General features: G+C 72.6%; 20 protein-coding genes, 1 other RNA gene and 1 pseudogene. 8 read left to right on the top strand and 14 right to left on the bottom strand.

Annotation, left to right across the window (positions count from 1 at the left end; all coding sequences use genetic code 11):
• Positions 1-27 precede the first annotated feature (27 nt).
• Together MY520_RS04525 and MY520_RS04520 are read right to left on the bottom strand one after the other, a co-directional pair.
• Positions 28-246: a hypothetical protein gene (locus MY520_RS04525; RefSeq protein ID WP_436690520.1), complete on the bottom strand. Its 219-nt coding sequence runs from the start codon at positions 244-246 to the stop codon at positions 28-30.
• Positions 247-403: 157 nt separating this feature from the next.
• Positions 404-1,159, bottom strand: coding sequence for a sulfite exporter TauE/SafE family protein (locus MY520_RS04520; protein WP_436690518.1), 756 nt, complete (start codon positions 1,157-1,159; stop codon positions 404-406).
• 92 nt (positions 1,160-1,251) lie between these two features.
• On the opposite strand from MY520_RS04520, the gene MY520_RS04515 reads away from it, so the two are divergent.
• Positions 1,252-1,956 carry an alpha/beta fold hydrolase gene (locus MY520_RS04515; protein ID WP_436690516.1) on the top strand — a complete coding sequence of 235 codons (705 nt, stop codon included), beginning with the start codon at positions 1,252-1,254 and terminating at the stop codon, positions 1,954-1,956.
• Here the strand turns inward: MY520_RS04515 and MY520_RS04510 are convergent.
• The gene (locus tag MY520_RS04510) at positions 1,953-2,429 is read right to left on the bottom strand and encodes a nucleoside deaminase (RefSeq protein ID WP_436690514.1); all 477 of its coding nucleotides are present in this window, start codon (positions 2,427-2,429) and stop codon (positions 1,953-1,955) included. The two genes, MY520_RS04515 and MY520_RS04510, sit on opposite strands and share 4 nt — an antisense overlap.
• Positions 2,430-2,483: 54 nt before the next feature.
• Between MY520_RS04510 and MY520_RS04505 the strand changes: the two genes are divergently transcribed.
• The 4 genes and pseudogenes from MY520_RS04505 to MY520_RS04490 form a co-directional block, all read left to right on the top strand.
• Positions 2,484-3,041 (top strand): dihydrofolate reductase family protein, encoded by a 558-nt coding sequence (locus tag MY520_RS04505; RefSeq protein ID WP_436690512.1) that lies wholly within the window; start codon positions 2,484-2,486, stop codon positions 3,039-3,041.
• A 15-nt stretch (positions 3,042-3,056) separates the two neighbouring features.
• Positions 3,057-3,776: a PIG-L deacetylase family protein gene (locus tag MY520_RS04500; protein WP_436690510.1), complete on the top strand. Its 720-nt coding sequence runs from the start codon at positions 3,057-3,059 to the stop codon at positions 3,774-3,776.
• Positions 3,777-3,829: 53 nt separating this feature from the next.
• An RNA gene (gene rnpB, locus MY520_RS04495) (RNase P RNA component class A) lies at positions 3,830-4,230 on the top strand.
• 291 nt (positions 4,231-4,521) lie between these two features.
• Positions 4,522-4,773 (top strand): annotated as a pseudogene (locus tag MY520_RS04490) (ATP-binding protein); the annotation flags it as partial.
• 261 nt (positions 4,774-5,034) lie between these two features.
• On the opposite strand, the gene MY520_RS04485 reads toward MY520_RS04490, so the two are convergent.
• From MY520_RS04485 to MY520_RS04475, 3 genes are read right to left on the bottom strand one after another with little or no spacing between them, the layout of a single operon-like run.
• Complete coding sequence (locus MY520_RS04485; protein ID WP_436690508.1) at positions 5,035-5,394, bottom strand: hypothetical protein; 360 nt, start codon at positions 5,392-5,394, stop codon at positions 5,035-5,037.
• Positions 5,395-5,405: 11 nt separating this feature from the next.
• Entirely contained in the window at positions 5,406-6,164 is a 759-nt protein-coding gene (locus MY520_RS04480) for a GAF and ANTAR domain-containing protein (protein WP_436690506.1), read from the bottom strand.
• Positions 6,165-6,196: 32 nt separating this feature from the next.
• Positions 6,197-6,955, bottom strand: a complete 759-nt coding sequence (locus MY520_RS04475; RefSeq protein ID WP_436690504.1) for an ANTAR domain-containing protein — start codon at positions 6,953-6,955, stop codon at positions 6,197-6,199.
• Between the two features lie 342 nt (positions 6,956-7,297).
• Between MY520_RS04475 and MY520_RS04470 the strand changes: the two genes are divergently transcribed.
• Positions 7,298-8,014: a Crp/Fnr family transcriptional regulator gene (locus tag MY520_RS04470; protein ID WP_436690502.1), complete on the top strand. Its 717-nt coding sequence runs from the start codon at positions 7,298-7,300 to the stop codon at positions 8,012-8,014.
• 168 nt (positions 8,015-8,182) lie between these two features.
• Here the strand turns inward: MY520_RS04470 and MY520_RS04465 are convergent, their stop codons facing one another.
• The 3 genes from MY520_RS04465 to MY520_RS04455 form a co-directional block, all read right to left on the bottom strand.
• Entirely contained in the window at positions 8,183-8,947 is a 765-nt protein-coding gene (locus MY520_RS04465) for a hypothetical protein (RefSeq protein WP_436690500.1), read from the bottom strand.
• Positions 8,948-9,503: 556 nt separating this feature from the next.
• Positions 9,504-9,926: a hypothetical protein gene (locus MY520_RS04460; protein WP_436690498.1), complete on the bottom strand. Its 423-nt coding sequence runs from the start codon at positions 9,924-9,926 to the stop codon at positions 9,504-9,506.
• 293 nt (positions 9,927-10,219) lie between these two features.
• Entirely contained in the window at positions 10,220-11,059 is an 840-nt protein-coding gene (locus MY520_RS04455) for a hypothetical protein (RefSeq protein ID WP_436690496.1), read from the bottom strand.
• Positions 11,060-11,226: 167 nt separating this feature from the next.
• Here MY520_RS04455 and MY520_RS04450 point away from each other — a divergent pair, with 167 nt between their 5' ends.
• Positions 11,227-11,553, top strand: a complete 327-nt coding sequence (locus tag MY520_RS04450) for a TfoX/Sxy family protein (protein WP_436690494.1) — start codon at positions 11,227-11,229, stop codon at positions 11,551-11,553.
• 61 nt (positions 11,554-11,614) lie between these two features.
• On the top strand, positions 11,615-12,127 hold the full coding sequence (locus tag MY520_RS04445; RefSeq protein WP_436690492.1) for a DinB family protein: 513 nt from the start codon (positions 11,615-11,617) through the stop codon (positions 12,125-12,127).
• A 6-nt stretch (positions 12,128-12,133) separates the two neighbouring features.
• On the opposite strand, the gene MY520_RS04440 is transcribed toward MY520_RS04445, so the two are convergent.
• From MY520_RS04440 to MY520_RS04420, 5 genes are all read right to left on the bottom strand, one after another.
• Positions 12,134-12,430, bottom strand: coding sequence for a hypothetical protein (locus tag MY520_RS04440; protein ID WP_436690490.1), 297 nt, complete (start codon positions 12,428-12,430; stop codon positions 12,134-12,136).
• A 61-nt stretch (positions 12,431-12,491) separates the two neighbouring features.
• Positions 12,492-13,985: a M6 family metalloprotease domain-containing protein gene (locus tag MY520_RS04435; protein ID WP_436690488.1), complete on the bottom strand. Its 1,494-nt coding sequence runs from the start codon at positions 13,983-13,985 to the stop codon at positions 12,492-12,494.
• 131 nt (positions 13,986-14,116) lie between these two features.
• The gene (locus MY520_RS04430; RefSeq protein WP_436690486.1) at positions 14,117-14,386 is read right to left on the bottom strand and encodes a hypothetical protein; all 270 of its coding nucleotides are present in this window, start codon (positions 14,384-14,386) and stop codon (positions 14,117-14,119) included.
• 40 nt (positions 14,387-14,426) lie between these two features.
• On the bottom strand, positions 14,427-14,570 hold the full coding sequence (locus tag MY520_RS04425; protein WP_436690484.1) for a hypothetical protein: 144 nt from the start codon (positions 14,568-14,570) through the stop codon (positions 14,427-14,429).
• On the bottom strand, positions 14,561-14,842 hold the full coding sequence (locus tag MY520_RS04420; protein ID WP_436690482.1) for a hypothetical protein: 282 nt from the start codon (positions 14,840-14,842) through the stop codon (positions 14,561-14,563). The genes MY520_RS04425 and MY520_RS04420 overlap by 10 nt, the downstream gene beginning before the upstream one ends.
• Positions 14,843-14,860: the final 18 nt, after the last annotated feature.

Below are 14,860 nucleotides of genomic sequence, written 5' to 3'. Positions count from 1 at the left end.
GTCGGTTTCCGTGGAAACCGCCAGGGTTCAGCGCAGGACGTCGGAGGAGATGTCGGCGACGATCGCCGTGAACGTGCCGGTGTCCACCTCGTCGTCGACGGTGACCCGCACGATGTCGGCGACCTGCTGCGGCGACGTCGGCTGCACGGCCGCGGCACGGGCGGCGGCGATCAGGTGCAGCCGCTGGACCCGGGCGGTGGGGCAGTCGCCGGCGGTCCGGACCGGGGAGAGTCGGTTCTCGCGCATGGGTCGACGGTAGGCAGCTCCGGCGCCGATCCGGGCGTCCGCGGGCGCGTGTCCGCGGCGGTGTGGACCCGTCCGTCCCACCGACCACACTGGGTGGCCGGGGTCACACCACCGGCAGTACCGCTCGCCGGGGGGCGGTCCACCCGATGGGGCCAGGTCAGATGCGCGTGAACAGGTAGGCCGACACCGCGACCCCGAAGACGACGATGAACACCCGCAGCGGGGTGGCGGGGATGCGGCGGGCGATGCGGGCACCGAGGAACCCGCCGAGCAGGCTGGCCGGGGCGGCGACGGCGACGACCAGCCAGTCGACCGGCCCCCAGATGCCGAAGACGACGAGGGTGACGGTGGCGGTGACCGCCGACAGCGCGGACTTCAGCGCGTTGGCCAGCTTCAGCCGGTGCAGCCCCACCCCGAGGACGCCGACCAGGATCACGCCGAGCGCGCCGCCGAAGTAGCCGCCGTACACGGTGGCCAGGAACAGCGCGACGTACAGCCAGGCCGGGTCCCGGCGCGGGCCGCCGTCCTCGGTCGTCCGGAGCCGCCGGGTGAGCAGCGGCTGCACCGCCAGCAGCAGGCTGGCCAGCAGGACCAGCACCGGGACGACGACGTCGAAGGCCGCGCTCGGCGTGGTGAGCAGCAGGACGCTGCCCGCCGTCCCGCCGAGGAGGGCGACCAGGCCGAAGCGCAGCAGCCGCCCGCGCTGGCCGGCGTACTCGCGGCGGAAGCCGAGGACCCCGCCGAGGTAGCCGGGCCACTGGGCGATCGAGTTGGTCACGTTCGCGGCCACCGTGCCCAGGCCGAGGGCGACGAGGGTCGGGAAGAGGATCAGCGAGCCGCCGCCGGCGACGGAGTTGATCACGCCGGCGACGAGGGCGACGCCCGCGGCGACGGCCAGGTCGAGGGCGGACACGAGCGGCGAGCCTACGGTGGCGGCGTGGAGTCACCGGGAAGGACGCCGCTGGTGCGATGCGTCCTGCTCGTGGGCGGGGGGCGGTGACCGCCGTGGCCGACATCGTCCTGGTGCCCGGGGCCTGGCACGGCGCGTGGTGCTGGCGGCGCGTGCTGCCGCAGCTGTGGGCGGCCGGGCACCGGGTCCTCGCCGTGACGTTGACCGGGCTGGGGGACCGGGCGCACCAGCTCGCGCCGGACATCACGCTCGCCACCCACGTCGAGGACGTGGTCGCCGCGGTCCGGGCGGAGGAGTGCCGGGACGCGGTGCTGGTGGGGCACAGCTACGGCGGCGTGGTGGCGACCGGCGCGGCCGACCGGCTGGGCGGTGCGGTCGGCCGGCTGGTGTACGTCGACGCCGTCGTCCCGGCTCCGGGGGAGTGCTGGTCGACGCGCAACCCGCCGGACGTCCGGCAGGCGCGGCGCGCGGCGATCGAGCGGACCGGCACCATCCCGCCCCCGCCGCCCGGGGTGTTCGGCCTCACCGGCGCCGACGCGGAGTGGGTGGCGCGGCGGCAGACCCCGCAACCCGGCGGCGTCTACGACGACCCGCTCGACTTCGACGCCGACCGCTGGGCGGCCCGGCCGCGGACCTTCGTCGACTGCACCGCGCCGGCGTTGCGCACCATCGACCCCTCCCGGGAGCTGGTGCGCACCCAGCCGGGCTGGGAGCTGGTCGAGCTCGCCACCGGGCACGATCCGATGGTCAGCGCGCCCCGTGAGCTGACCGAGGTGCTGCTGGCGGTCGCCGCGCGCTAGCGACCGTGGAACCGGCGGTGCAGCTCGTGCACCTCCTCGTCCAGCCCGGCGACGGGCCCCTCGGGAACGATGCCGCGGACGACGTCGCCGATCGGCAGCGGACGCACCGGTCCCGGCGGCACCCCCAGCTCGGCCAGCCAGCCGCTCAGCTGGGCCGAGGAGCTGGCGTAGACGATCCGCCCCAGGCCCACCCAGGCGTGCGCGGCCGCGCACATGGGGCAGTGCTCCCCGGACGTGTAGACGGTCGCCGCCGCCCGCTCCGCGGGGGTGAGGTGCTCGGTGGACCACCGCGCGATCGCGAACTCGGGGTGCCGGGTGGCGTCGCCGCCGGCGACGTGGTTGGTGTCCTCGAAGCGCACCCGGCCGGCGGCGTCCACGAGCACCGACCCGAACGGCTCGTCGCCCGCGTCCAGCGCGGCGCGGGCGAGCTCCACGCACCGGCGGAGGTGGGTCCGGTCCACGTCGTCGACCACGGCGCCATGGTGGCGCAGCCGATGAGTTCCCGGCCCCCGCCGGGTCGTCCTGGCATGGGACAGCTGGTCGTCACGCAGAACTGCACGCTGGACGGCGTCATCGAGGCGCTCGACGGGTGGTTCGACCCGCAGGGCGACGACGAGGACACCTCCGACGTGCTGGCGGTGATCCAGCAGCAGATGGCCGCCCAGACCGGCTTCCTCCTGGGGCGGCGGACGTTCGAGGACATGCGCGGCCTCTGGCCGGCGCAGACCGACACGACGGGGATCACCCGGCACCTCGACGAGGTCCGGAAGTACGTCGTCTCCCGCACGCTGACCGACCCGGGCTGGGAGAACACGCGGGTGCTGCCCGGGGACCCCGTCGAGGAGGTGCGCGTGCTGCGGGCATCGCACGACGGCGAGGTCGGCGTGACCGGCAGCATCACCCTGTGCCACGCGCTGATCCGCGGGGGGCTGGTGGACGAGTTCCGGCTGCTGGTCCACCCGCGGGTGCTGGGACGGGGGCGACGGCTGTTCCCCGACGGCGTCGACGTCCGGCTGCGGCGGGTGGGCGCGGAGGAGTTCCGTGCCGGGATCACGCTGCTGACCTACCGGCCGACGGTCGGCTGACGGCACACTGCCGCCATGCCGACCCAGCCCATGCCCGCCGACTGGCAGCGAGCCCTCGTCGTCGCGGCGCACCCGGACGACATCGAGTACGGCCTGGCTGCCGCGGTGGCCGCCTGGACGTCGTCCGGCAAGGACGTGCACTACCTGCTGGCCACCCGCGGCGAGGCGGGCATGGCGGGGGTGCCGCCGGAGGAGGCCGGCCCGCTGCGCGAGGAGGAGGAGCGGAGGTCCGCCGCCGTCGTCGGCGTCACCGAGGTGGAGTTCCTCGGGCTGCGCGACGGCCAGCTGGTGGAGGGGCTGGACCTGCGCCGGGCCCTGGCGGGGGCCATCCGCCGGCACCGGCCGGAGCTCGTCGTCACCGGGTACTTCGGCGCCACGTGGTCGCCACCCGGGGTATCGCCGTCCTACGTGAACTCCGCCGACCACCGGGCGCTGGGCCAGGGTGTGCTGGACGCGGTCGCCGACGCGGGGAACGAGTGGATCTTCCCGGAGCTGACCGAGGAGCCGTGGCGCGGTGTGCAGTACATCGCCGTCCAGGAGATGACCGATCCGGCGCACGTGCTCGACGTCGCCGAGCACGTGGACGCCGCGGTCGCCTCGCTGTGCGAGCACCGCCGGTACCTGGAGCTGTTGTCGAAGGACCCGGTCGAGGAGCAGGCGCGTCAGGTCATCGACATGGGCACGCTGGCCGAGGACGGCGGCCGGCGGGTCGGCTTCAACCTGTACTGGGGCTGAGCGGCGGCGGTGGGCCGTGTCCTCACCGCGTTCTAGACTGTGGGCACGACGGACGAGTCGGCTGGGCGGTCGCGTCGGCGGGGGAGACCCCGCCGCCGAGGAACGTCCGGGCTCCACAGGGCAGGGTGGTCGCTAACGGCGACCCGGGGCGACCCGCGGGACAGTGCCACAGAGAACAGACCGCCAGCGCTCGCGCTGGTAAGGGTGAAACGGCGGTGTAAGAGACCACCGCACACCGGGTGACCGGTGTGGCTCGGTAAACCCCACCCGGAGCAAGGTCGAGAGGGACGGCGGGCGACCGCCGTCCTGCGCAGGCGTTCGAGGGCTGCCCGCCCGATGCCTGCGGGTGGACCGCTCGAGCCTGCCGGCAACGGCAGGCCTAGATGGATGACCGCCCATCGGGAGGCCGCAAGGCACCCGTGGACAGAACCCGGCGTACAGGCCGACTCGTCCGTCGCCCGCCCCTCTGACCAGAGCTCATGTAGTCAGCGGGGGCGACAGTCCGCCCAGGGTCCGCAACTCGGCCGCGGACGCCGCCGACGGCGGCCTCCCTGGAAGCAGCGGTCGGTGTCCCGCCGGCGGCGACCGCGGGTACCTTGGACGCGCCCGCCGTAGCAGATGGACCGGTCGAGAAGACGGCCAGCAGCCACCACCGGCCCCGGCCACGGATCCTCCGTCGGCGTGGACGGGGAGCCCTGAGACACCGATCGACCTCGCCGTCCTGCGCAGGCGGCTGCGCGGCGCTGTGGCCGCCGGGTTCTCGCCGTCCTGCGCCGACGATGACGACGTCTCCTGGCTGCTGCTGGCGTTCGAGGAGCTGGGTTCCAACGCGCTGCGGCACGGCAGCCCACCCGCCCACGTGGCCGTCACGATCACCGCGACCGGCTGGCTGGTGGAGGTGAGTGACGCCGCGCCCGACCGGCCACCGATCCCGGCCGAAGGGCGCGACGCCGCCCTCGGGGGCCTCGGGCTCTCTCTGGTGGCCCGGCTCAGCGACGGCCACGGCTGGGTGGAGGAAGTCGGCCGCAAGCGCGTGTGGGCCCACCTCGTCTGCGCGACCGCACGACCGACCGACCGAGAGGCGGGAAGTCCGCACGACGGGACGCAGACCTCCCCACGTTCTCCACACCCGGACGACCAATGGCCTCAGCAGTCGAGACCGCGGATGGCATCGCCGTGGTCGCGCACGGACCCCCGTGCTGGCGGCCGAGGTCCGGCAGTCGAGCAGTGGCTGCCGGACCGCCTGTCCGCCCGGCCGTTAGCTGCTCTCCGTGCCCGGCCTTCCTCGGTCGGAATCCACTCGCGGAGACGACGGACGTTCGCCGAGCATCTCCTCGATGACGCGGTCGAGCCGTTCGTCGATCACATCCCTCAGCGGCGGTGTCGACAGCGGAACGCAGTCGGCCCGGTAGCGGTCCGCGAGTGCCTCGTTGAGGGCCTGGGCGAGGACGTCCTGCTGGAGCCCCTCGAGCGGCACCAGGCCCTGGAGATAGCCGTCGAGGTCGAAGGCGTCGCCGGTGCCGCCCAGCGCCAGGTAGCGCAACCACATGTCCCGCACACTCAGCTCGGCCCGAACCCGCGCGCTGTCCATGTGCCGGTGGCGCTCATCGATGGTCATGGTCGTGGCGGTCAGGCACCGGCGGAGCGGGCGTTGCGAGCGGCCACCGCCGCCAGGAGGGCACGGGCCACGTCGTGGACAGGGTGGCCGGCCTGCCGGGCGGCGTCGGAGAGCCTGGCGAAGGCGTCCTGCTCGCTGGCGGCGCCCCGGGCGAGCAGCACGCCGGTGGCCCGGGCGACGGCGTCCCGACTGGCCAGCGCATCAGCCAGCTGCCGACTGAGCCGGCGGGCCTCCTGGAGGCTCTGGGAGTTGGCCAGCAGGATCGCGGCTTGTGCGGCGAGCAGGCGCATGACGTGCTCGTCCTGGGGTCCGTAGTTCTGCGGCCGCTCGCAGTAGACCTTCATCGCGCCGATCGATTCCGCGCCCACGATCAGCGGTGTGCTCAGCACCGAGCGAACACCCATCCGACTGACCGCCTCGTTCCACTGCGGCCACCGACCGTCGGTGGCGGTGTCATCGATCCGCACCAGCTCCCCGGTCCGCCAGGCGGTCAGGCAGGGTCCTTCGTCCAGCTCGTACTGGAGCACGTCAGCCTGTTCGACGGCAGCGTTGGACGCTGCGCGCGACCGCTTGCCGTGCTCGTCGACGACGGTGACCCCGGCACCCAGGGTGCCTGCAGTGGTGGTCGCGGCAAGCGTGGTGACGAGTGCAAGGGCAGTGTCGACGGTCTCCCGGGAGAGGACCAGGCCCGCCATCTGGGTCAGTGCCGATGCCAGTTCGTCGGGTCCGGGCGGTGCCGTGTCCGGCACGTGCGGAGCGGGGTCTGGCATGGCGGCTCCCTCCAGCGGTGCGGGCTGCCCGGTCAGGTGTCTCGTGCGCGCGGCGGGCGGTGAGTCGCGGGGGTGCGGTCGAGTTCTCCGGTGAGCACCAGGTGGTCGGCGACGTCGCGCACCTTGCGGTTGGTGTTCATCGAGGCGTCCGCCAGCAGTCGGAAGGCCTGGTCAGCGGTGAGCTTGAACCGTTCGATCAGCACACCCTTGGCCTGCTCGATGACCGACCGGGACTCCATCGCCTTCTCCAGGTTGTCAGCGAGGTCCCGGGCATCCTGCAGCGCGTCCAGGTTGGTCAACGCAGCGCCGGCATAGGCGGCGAACGCGGCAAGTGCAGCCCGGTCGTCGGCGGTGAACGCCTCGGCCACGCGCGCGTACACGTTCAGTCCCGCGGCCAGGTGCGCCGCCGGCACGGGCGCGGCCATCGAGCTCAGCGCGCCGCGCTCGAGGAAGGTCGGCAGGTAGTCCGGCCATCGGTCCTCGGTGCGGCCGTCGGGGATCTCGACCACGTGACCGCCGAGGGCAGCCTCCAGGCAGGGACCGTGACCGCGCGCGTACTGGCTCTCGTCGAGGTCGCCGGCCAGTGATCCGGTGAAAGCGGCAGTGGCGGGCTGCTCGCCGCGCATGAGCGTGATCGACACCTCGGCGCCCGCAGGCATCGCCTGCTGGACCAGCTCGACAACGCGTTGCAGTACCGACTGCGGGGTCTGGTTCGACAAGAGCAGCCGGCCGAGCTCGTCGAGGGCCGCCCGGGTCTGCGGCACGCTCTGACTGTCGGTGCGATCGGTCACCAGCGCCGCTCCTCACGCCCTGCGGCCTGGCGACCTCGACCACTGCCTGCCGAGGAGCAGGTCGCGCGCCCGTCTCGCGGACGGGCCCCACCCTCGTCTTGAGTGGGCTGCGCCGACGGACCTGCTGCACCACGACTGCGGGAACGAACGACGGCGTTGAGCACGGTACCCGACATTGACTGCGCAGGGCGGACCTCGCCCACCGGGCAGGTATCGACCCCGTCGGCGACGATGGGATCGCCCCGCACGCAGGAGCAGCCTCCGCCACGCGCACCGACCTCGACGAGGGACCACCACCCGCCGGCCGGTCGCGGCACGCCGACGCCGGCATCGGAGGAACCCGTGCAGATCGACCCGCTCACCGCGCGCCGCAACACCGTGCTCGCCGGCCTCGGCCCGGCGACGCTGGCCAGACTGTTGCCGGCGCTGCGGCCGACGCCGCTCCTCTCGGGAGTCGTGCTGCACGAGCCGGGGGAGGCCATCGAGGCCGTGCACTTCCCGCTCGTCGGCGTCGTCTCGATCGTCGCCGACCTCGGCGTCGACCTGGTCGTGGAGACCGCCACGATCGGCCGAGAAGGCATGGTCGGCATCCCGCTGGTCCTCGGTGCAGGCATCCCGACGGAACGAGCGTTGGTCCAGGTGCCCGGCGAGGCGCTGTCCATGGCCGCTGCAGACCTCAAGGCGCACCTCGCCGACGTCGACGGCCCGCTGACCGACATGCTGCGCCGCTCGGCCCAGGCACTGTTCACCCAGGTTGCGCGCAACGCCGCCTGCAACCGGGTTCACGTCGTGCGCCAGCGCGCCGCCCGCTGGCTGCTCATGACCGCCGACCGGATGGACAGCCCCACCTTCGAGCTGACCCAGCACTTCCTCGCCCAGATGCTCGCGGTGCGCCGCACCTCGGTGAGCGAGGTCGCCCAGTCACTGGCCGAGGACGGCTGCCTCACGTACGTCCGCGGCAGGATCACCATCATCGACCGGCCGCGCCTGGAGGCCCGCGCCTGCAACTGCTACGACGCGATCCGCCTGGCCACTGAAACGGCCCTGACGTCCACGTAGCGGTCAGCCCTCCTCGAAGCACGGCGGGCAGCGATCGACCGCCCGACAGCGACCTGTCGGTCCGCACGGAGTCCGGCGTGCAGGCCGACTCATCCGTCGCGCTTCGCTGAACCACTCATGCGGTCAGCGCCTGGCCGTGCGAACGGCGTCCCGCGAGGCCCTCTCGGCTCAGGACTCGGGGGCGCCCTGCCGGACCTCACGCTCCGGGATCGCTTCGACGGTCACCGGCACGGGATCAGCGGGCCCGAAGACCCGCGAGGCGGCCGTGATCGTGCCCTTCAGCACGTACTGCATGTAGTTCGCGGCGGCCATGGGCCCCAAGCCGAAGGGCAGCAGCCCGGCCAGCAGGGGCGGTCCGATCGCCAGCGCCCATGCCCGGAGGATCTCCGACTCCGAAGCGGCGATCTCCTGCCGCTCCTCCGCCGGCAGGGCCACCAGGGCGTCGAACGCAGCGGCCCCTGCCAACAGCGACGCGTGGGGTCCCAGGATGGCGTCGGGACGGATCCGGCCGGTCCTGTCGAGCTTGACCGCTCCCTCCGTGAGCACCAGGAGGACGGCGATGCGGGTGAGTTCGGGGTCGGTGAGGTCCCGGTCGTGGAGCAGTCCCACCTTGATTGCCGCACTGACCGACTCCTTCAGGACCTCCCTCAACGCGACCGGGATCGCGGCTGCCGAGATCGCCGTTCCCACACCCGGCACGATCGACGGCAGCGAGTAGGAGACCGCTCGCGCCGCCCTGATCCGGTTCCCGCGCGTCACCTGGCTCACCAGCTCCCCCGGCGCGACCAGGGGCTTGCTCGCTCGGACCTTGTCGACGACCTTCTGCGCCTCCTCGAGGGACGGCTGGAGAGTCCGGTTGATCAGCGCCATCGCACGCTCGACGGTCGCTTCGATGTCGAACTCCGGCTTCGGGAAGTTGAATCCGCCGGTCATCGGGTCTCCTGTCGGTTGTCGCCTCCTGCAGGATGTCAGCCGAAGGCCGGGTGGCGGTGCGGTACCTGCTGGATGACGGCCCGCCGTCGCGCCGGTCGGGGCATCGTGCAGACCGCTGCGGGTGCCGGCCGCGCCGCTGCATTCCGTTGTCGACGGTGGGGCGCCCTCGGTCTCCCGTGAGGGGCACCCTCGCCGAAGTCGGGGACAGACCTCAACCGTGGCGAGCGGACTGGCCACGGCCGTCCGGCGTCACGCGTGGACGACGGTTCCGTCTCCCTCGTCCGCGATCGACTCGTCCACTCTCTGGTCGGGGAGCACCGTACGCAAGCAGTCCAGCGCATGGCCCGACGCCACGGCGTTCCCGCGGGAACGTCGCCAAGCCAGCTGCCTTGACCGCGTTCCTGCGGGAACGCTCGACGGCGGGCTGGGGGCGACGATGGTGAGGCTCGTTGTTGCTGGTCCCACGTCGGCCCCCGAAGGTGTGTGACCGAGGGCCCGCCGCGGGCTGCGACCATAAGCAGCGGGTGATGGATGACCCCAATCGAACTGCAACCGCTCAGCCGTCGCTCGAGCGCCTTTCCGCCGCTCGCGCGCTCGAGCGGATGTCCGCTACCTTCTGCTTGCGATGAGTTGAACGCATGTCTCGCCATCGGCGTAGAGGCCATGCTTCCAGCGAGCGGCCCGCCATGAGCAGGAAGTCCTCCCGCGCCTGCCGGCCCCGCTCGTGGTAGCCGTTCGCGTCGTGTCGGAAGATCTCCACGTCTTCCTGCTTGTCGATGTGTTTGATGTCGGCCAGTGCTCGTGCGTCCGACAGCGTTCGCCACAGCTCCAAGGCCGTCCATGAGACTTTGCTCTTGCGGATCAGGTCGACCTCGCCAACGGCAGCGATGAGTCGGACCAGGGATTCGTCGAAACCGCTTCGCCTGTCAGCCACCCACGTCGGGCGATCCTCGTCGCGAGCCTGGCGCAGACTGGACAAGCACTCCGCAGTGGGACCGAGGACCTTCGCGTACGTCGCTCGCCGGTTCTCCCGCTGCGATTCGTGAGAGCGAAGAGAGTAGGCGACAAACCAACCGAATATGGCAACTGCCCCAGCAATGAAGGCCGCGGGCTGTACCCATTGAACCTGGCTCGCTGTCATTCCTGGATGCTCCGGTGCCGTGTCGGTGGGCGGTGCCGACGGGTGGAGTCGGTCGTCGCATGGCCGCGTCATGACCTGAGCGTTCCCCCGGAGGAATGAGCGGACCATCGTGATGGCTCTCGGACGGTCGCTCACCACTGGAACACGATCCTGAACCGGCGTCCGATGGACCGATCGACGTCCGGGTCGAGGCTCGGTCGCCAGTAGACGAGGCCCCCGTCCTCCAAGCGTGTCGGCCCATCGTCGGCGGCAACGGGCTCCCACTCGTTCTTCTGCTTCTCACGCACCTCCCCGTAGACGCTGGTACACCTGCGGTCGAGGGGGAAGACGATCAAAAAAGTCAGTTCCGCGGTGGGCTCGTCCAGCTGGGTGTTGACGTCTTGCTGGGTCGGCTGTCGCCAGCCGCCGAAGTAGGCGACCTGGTTGACCACTCTCAGTGGCGTGTCGCTTGTTCGCCGCGGGACGTGCACCCTCAGTCGTCGGGCCTTGTCGTCGCCACGAAAGCTCCCCCACTCGGCGCTCGGGTGGGTGAGTGAAGCTCCACAGGCCGAGTACTTCGTCGAGTAGACGAACGACATGTCCACCTCATCGCCCGCCCTGACATCCAGCAGCCGGAGATCGGTGAGGACCACCGCATCCCCTGGGATCTGCTCGCCGTTGAGCTCTTCGGGAGCCGCCTGTTCGCGGAGGTCCCAGAGCTTGCGCACCTCTCGTGCGGTGATGGGGAAAGCGGAGATGTTCTTCCCCCTCGGCGCCGCTGGGGACTCGGTGATCAGGAAGCTCACCACGGCGGCGACGACGCCGAGCGAGACCACTCCGAGGCGGACCAGTGGTCTCTCCAGCACCGGGATCGCGACCCCAGCCGCCTCCAGCCCCCCGCCGACGAGGCCAGCAGTGACGAGCGCGAACCCGAACACGAGCAGAGGCGAGTTCGGAGGCGGGAGTTGAAACCTGTTCCACTGCACGTCCACCTCCGGTGCCTCATCGTGCCGGTCCACATCGGGGCCAGGAGGTCGCGGCCCCACGATCGGTCGGTGAGGCATCCATGTTCCTGGAGGTCAGCGGGGACGGCAGGATCGACAGACGTGCGAGTCGACGTCCCGCGGCTGAGGCCCTCTGCCGCCGGACCCGCGTAGCCGTGGCCTACGACCGGGACACCGCCGAGCGGGTCCGACGACTCCTCGCCCCGCACGGCGACGTCGTCGACAAGCGGATGGTCGGCGGGGGACTGTCCTTCTCGGTGGACGGCCGCATGTGCTGTGGCGTCACCGGCACCGGGCTCCTGGTCCGCGTCGGCCCCGACGCGGTGGCCCGCACCCTCGAGGAGCCGCACGTCGGCCCGATGGAACTGGGCGGCAAGCGGCTCTCGGCCTTCGTCCTGGTCGACCCCGCCGGCTACGTCACCGACGAGGCGCTCGCCGGCTGGCTGCAGCGCGCCCGCGACTTCGTGGCCACGCTGCCGTAGCCGAGGACGCCGGCGGAAAGGCGGTGCTGAGCCCGGGCACCCCGCACTACCGTCCGCGGGGGTGACCCCTCCACGGATCCGCCCACCCGGTGTGGCCGACGAGCGCACCCAGCTGCTCGGCTGGCTCGATCTCCAGCGGGCGATCGTCCCGTACAAGTGCGAGGGGCTCTCGGAGCAGGACGCCCGCCGGGCACTACTGCCGACCTCGCCGGCCATGACCGTCGCGGGCCTGGTCTCCCACCTCCGCTGGGTGGAGCACTGCTGGTTCGAGGTGCTGTTCCTCGACCGCCCGGCCGACGGCAACCCGCAGTTCGGGGAGGTGGAGGCGGCCGACTTCGAGGTCGGCGACACCCCGCTGGAGCAGCTGCTCGACGAGTACGCCCGGCAGTGCGCCGTCTCCGACGAGATCGTCGCCGCGGCCGACCTCGACGACCGCGGCCGGAACGCCGAGTACGGCGCCACCGAGCTGACCCTGCGCTGGATGCTGCTGCACGTGCTGGAGGAGGTCGCCCGGCACGTCGGCCACCTCGACGTCCTCCGCGAGCAGCTCGACGGCGCCAGGGGCTACTGGTGAGACGGCCTACTCGACCCGCAGGTCGCCCTCGGCGGGGTACGGCTCGGCCAGGGCGCCGTCGGGGGCGAACCGCGCCCGGAAGGTGAGCCTCGAACCGGCCCCGGCCTCGCCCAGCAGCGCGCGGCGGAAGGCCACCGCGAGGTCCTCGCCCCGGCGCCGGGACAGCAGATCGGCCATGCCGGCCACCGGAGCGGCGTCCTCCACGTGCACCACGACCGTGTCCCAGCCGTCCCGACGCGGGTCCGGCTCCCGGGACACGATGGGCCCCGAGAGCCGGGTCAGGTTCTCGACGACCTGGACCACGTCATCGCCCCGCCACCGTCAGGACGGCGCCGGGTCGCGGCGCCGTCCGCGGTGACCGTCCTCAGTCCGCCCCTGTCCCTCCGGACACGACCAGCTGTTCGAGGGCGGCGATGTCGGACTTCAGCTTCGCCAGCGCGCTGGTCACCTCGCCGTCCGCCCGCGGCGTGGGGACGCCGGCGAGCCCCTCGCCGGCCGCCGCGCTCGGTGCCTGCGACGGGGGTGCGGGCGGCGGGCTCACCGACACGGTGGCCGTCATGCTGGGCCCGGACGTCGAGATGCCGGTGATCGAGACGGCGGTGTCCTGGCCGGCGTAGGAGTCGGAGCTCGGCGTCGACGTGGGCGTCAGCGCGGTGTTGGCGCTCGTGCCCGGGTAGACGTCCCCCGCGTCGCCGCGGTTCCGGTTGCGCTCCAGGTCCCGCTTCCCGTCGGCCTGCACCAGGCCGACCATGTAGTGGAACTCGTCGGTGTTGGTGGTCTGGGCGTCGTCGATGTGCCAGACGAGCAGGCCGCCGGCCGGGATGAGGCCGTCGTACCCGGTGCGCTGCCGGTTCTCCACGAGGAAGTACTCCTTGCCGCGCGTGCCGTCCCGCCACATGCGGTGGACCGTGCGGCTGGTCTTGACGTCGTCGAACGTGATCGTCCCCGCGTCCTCGACGTTGACCTCCTCCACCCAGCCCTGCTTGAGCTTGCACCAGGCCGACGGGTGCGCCGGCAGGTCACCGCCGCCGTTCCACGAGCCACCGGCCATGAGGCACCAGTTGCCGGCCCCCTCCGAGGTGTCGTCGGTGTCGTAGAGGTCGGGCAGGCCGAACAGCAGGTGGCCGAGCTCGTGCGCGCTGACGCCGATCTTCGCGTCCTCGGGGATCGTCAGGTAGGCGTAGATGCGGGTGCGGTCGGTGCGGTACGGCGACGTCAGCACCCACTTGTGCGACCAGATGTCCCCGGAGTCGCCGGTGGCCTCGCCGCCGCCCCCGGCGTGGACGACGACGAAGGCGTCGACGTAGCCGTTGCCGTCGTTGTCGTAGGGCTTGAAGTCCACCTGCGGGTCGGCCGCGACCGCCGCGTCGCGGGCCATGTGCTGCGCCCGCGGGGTGCCGGTCGGCCGGCCGATGCCGAAGTTGTCGTTGGCGTACCACGCCAGGGTCCGCGGCATCCGGTACGGGCCGACCACCTCTCCGACGAGGTCGATCTTGCCGCCGCTGACCTCTTTGAAGTACTCGGTGACGCTCCCGCGCGGCAGCACGCCGGTCGAGAAGAACAGGTCGTTGAAGTGCTGCGGCGTCTCGTTCATCGGGTGGTCGGCGAAGTCCACCAGCACGACGACGACGCGCACCTTCCCGCGCAGCGGGGCGCGCTCCGCCGCGGCACCGCTGATGGCGCTGTACGGCGTGCCGAGCGGGAACTCGTCGGCCGGGATGATCGTCCCGTCGTCGAACCCCGGCCAGCGCGGCCTGCGGGGCAGCGTCAGCTGCCGCAGGATCGGCGACTCGGCGTCGGCACGGAACTGCCGCAACTCCTCGCGCAGCCGCTCCCGGAGCTCCGGGCTCGGGGCCACGGCACACAGATCCCGCCAGACCGCCACGGACATGGCGCACCTCCGCTCTCGTCGGATCCGCGGCGATCCTCGGCGCGGTGCCGTCACGCGACCGTCACGGGAGCGTCACCGGGTCCGGCCCGGGCCGGCGGTCAGCGGGCCACCAGCAGGACGAGGACGCCGCCCAGCGCACCGGTCAGGACGCCGACGACCAGCAGGACGAGGGCGCTCGCCCGGTCGAACTGGCTGCCCAGGAGCACGTCGACCAGCAGCCCGGCATCGCCGGACCGGTCCCGCCAGGCGCGCAGCGCGGCACCGGTCCGCCGGCTCTCCCGGATCAGGAGCGCGAGGGCGGTCAGCTCGGCCAGCAGCGACACCAGCAGGCAGACGACGGCCAGGGCGACCTGCGCGGTCTCGCTCATGCCGGGAAGCGTGCCGCACGCGGACCGGCCGCGGGGGCGCTCAGGGGGTGCAGCGGTCGCCGTCGGGGCCGGGGGCCAGCGGCCGGGAGGCCTCGTCGGCGGCGGTGAGGGCGCGGGCGTACCAGCGGGCGCAGGCGGCCGTCACCAGCGCCCAGGCGAGCAACAGCAGGACGATCACCGCCACGGCCGGCTCCCGGCGGTGAGCGTGACCCCGTGCGAGGCGAGATCGGCGCGGACCCGCTCGGCGTTCCGCCGGTGGGTGGCGGCCCGCTCGCGCAGGACGTCGGCCAGCGCCGGGCTGGCGCACCGGCCGGCCCGCCGGTCGAGCACGGCGGCGGTCTCCACGTAGACGGCCGCGCGGCGGATCAGCTCGACGATCTCGAGCCGGTTCTCGGCGAACTGCCGTCCGGTGCGGACGGGGCCTCTGTGCGTGTCACGGTGGGCGAGCTCGGTCACGTCCGTCACCTCCAGAGG

Source organism: Geodermatophilus sp. CPCC 205506, assembly GCF_051383635.1.
GTDB lineage: Bacteria > Actinomycetota > Actinomycetes > Mycobacteriales > Geodermatophilaceae > Geodermatophilus.
This window is presented reverse-complemented; position numbering and strand designations above follow the sequence as displayed.

Excerpts from the sequence above, each read along its gene's own strand:
- MY520_RS04500 (WP_436690510.1), top strand. The coding sequence starts at position 3,057 with ATGCCGACCCAGCCCATGCCCGCCGACTGGCAGCGAGCCCTCGTCGTC.
- MY520_RS04430 (WP_436690486.1), bottom strand. The coding sequence starts at position 14,386 with ATGAGCGAGACCGCGCAGGTCGCCCTGGCCGTCGTCTGCCTGCTGGTG.
- MY520_RS04525 (WP_436690520.1), bottom strand. The coding sequence starts at position 246 with ATGCGCGAGAACCGACTCTCCCCGGTCCGGACCGCCGGCGACTGCCCC.
- MY520_RS04480 (WP_436690506.1), bottom strand. The coding sequence starts at position 6,164 with ATGCCAGACCCCGCTCCGCACGTGCCGGACACGGCACCGCCCGGACCC.
- MY520_RS04465 (WP_436690500.1), bottom strand. The coding sequence starts at position 8,947 with ATGACCGGCGGATTCAACTTCCCGAAGCCGGAGTTCGACATCGAAGCG.
- MY520_RS04485 (WP_436690508.1), bottom strand. The coding sequence starts at position 5,394 with ATGACCATCGATGAGCGCCACCGGCACATGGACAGCGCGCGGGTTCGG.
- MY520_RS04505 (WP_436690512.1), top strand. The coding sequence starts at position 2,484 with ATGGGACAGCTGGTCGTCACGCAGAACTGCACGCTGGACGGCGTCATC.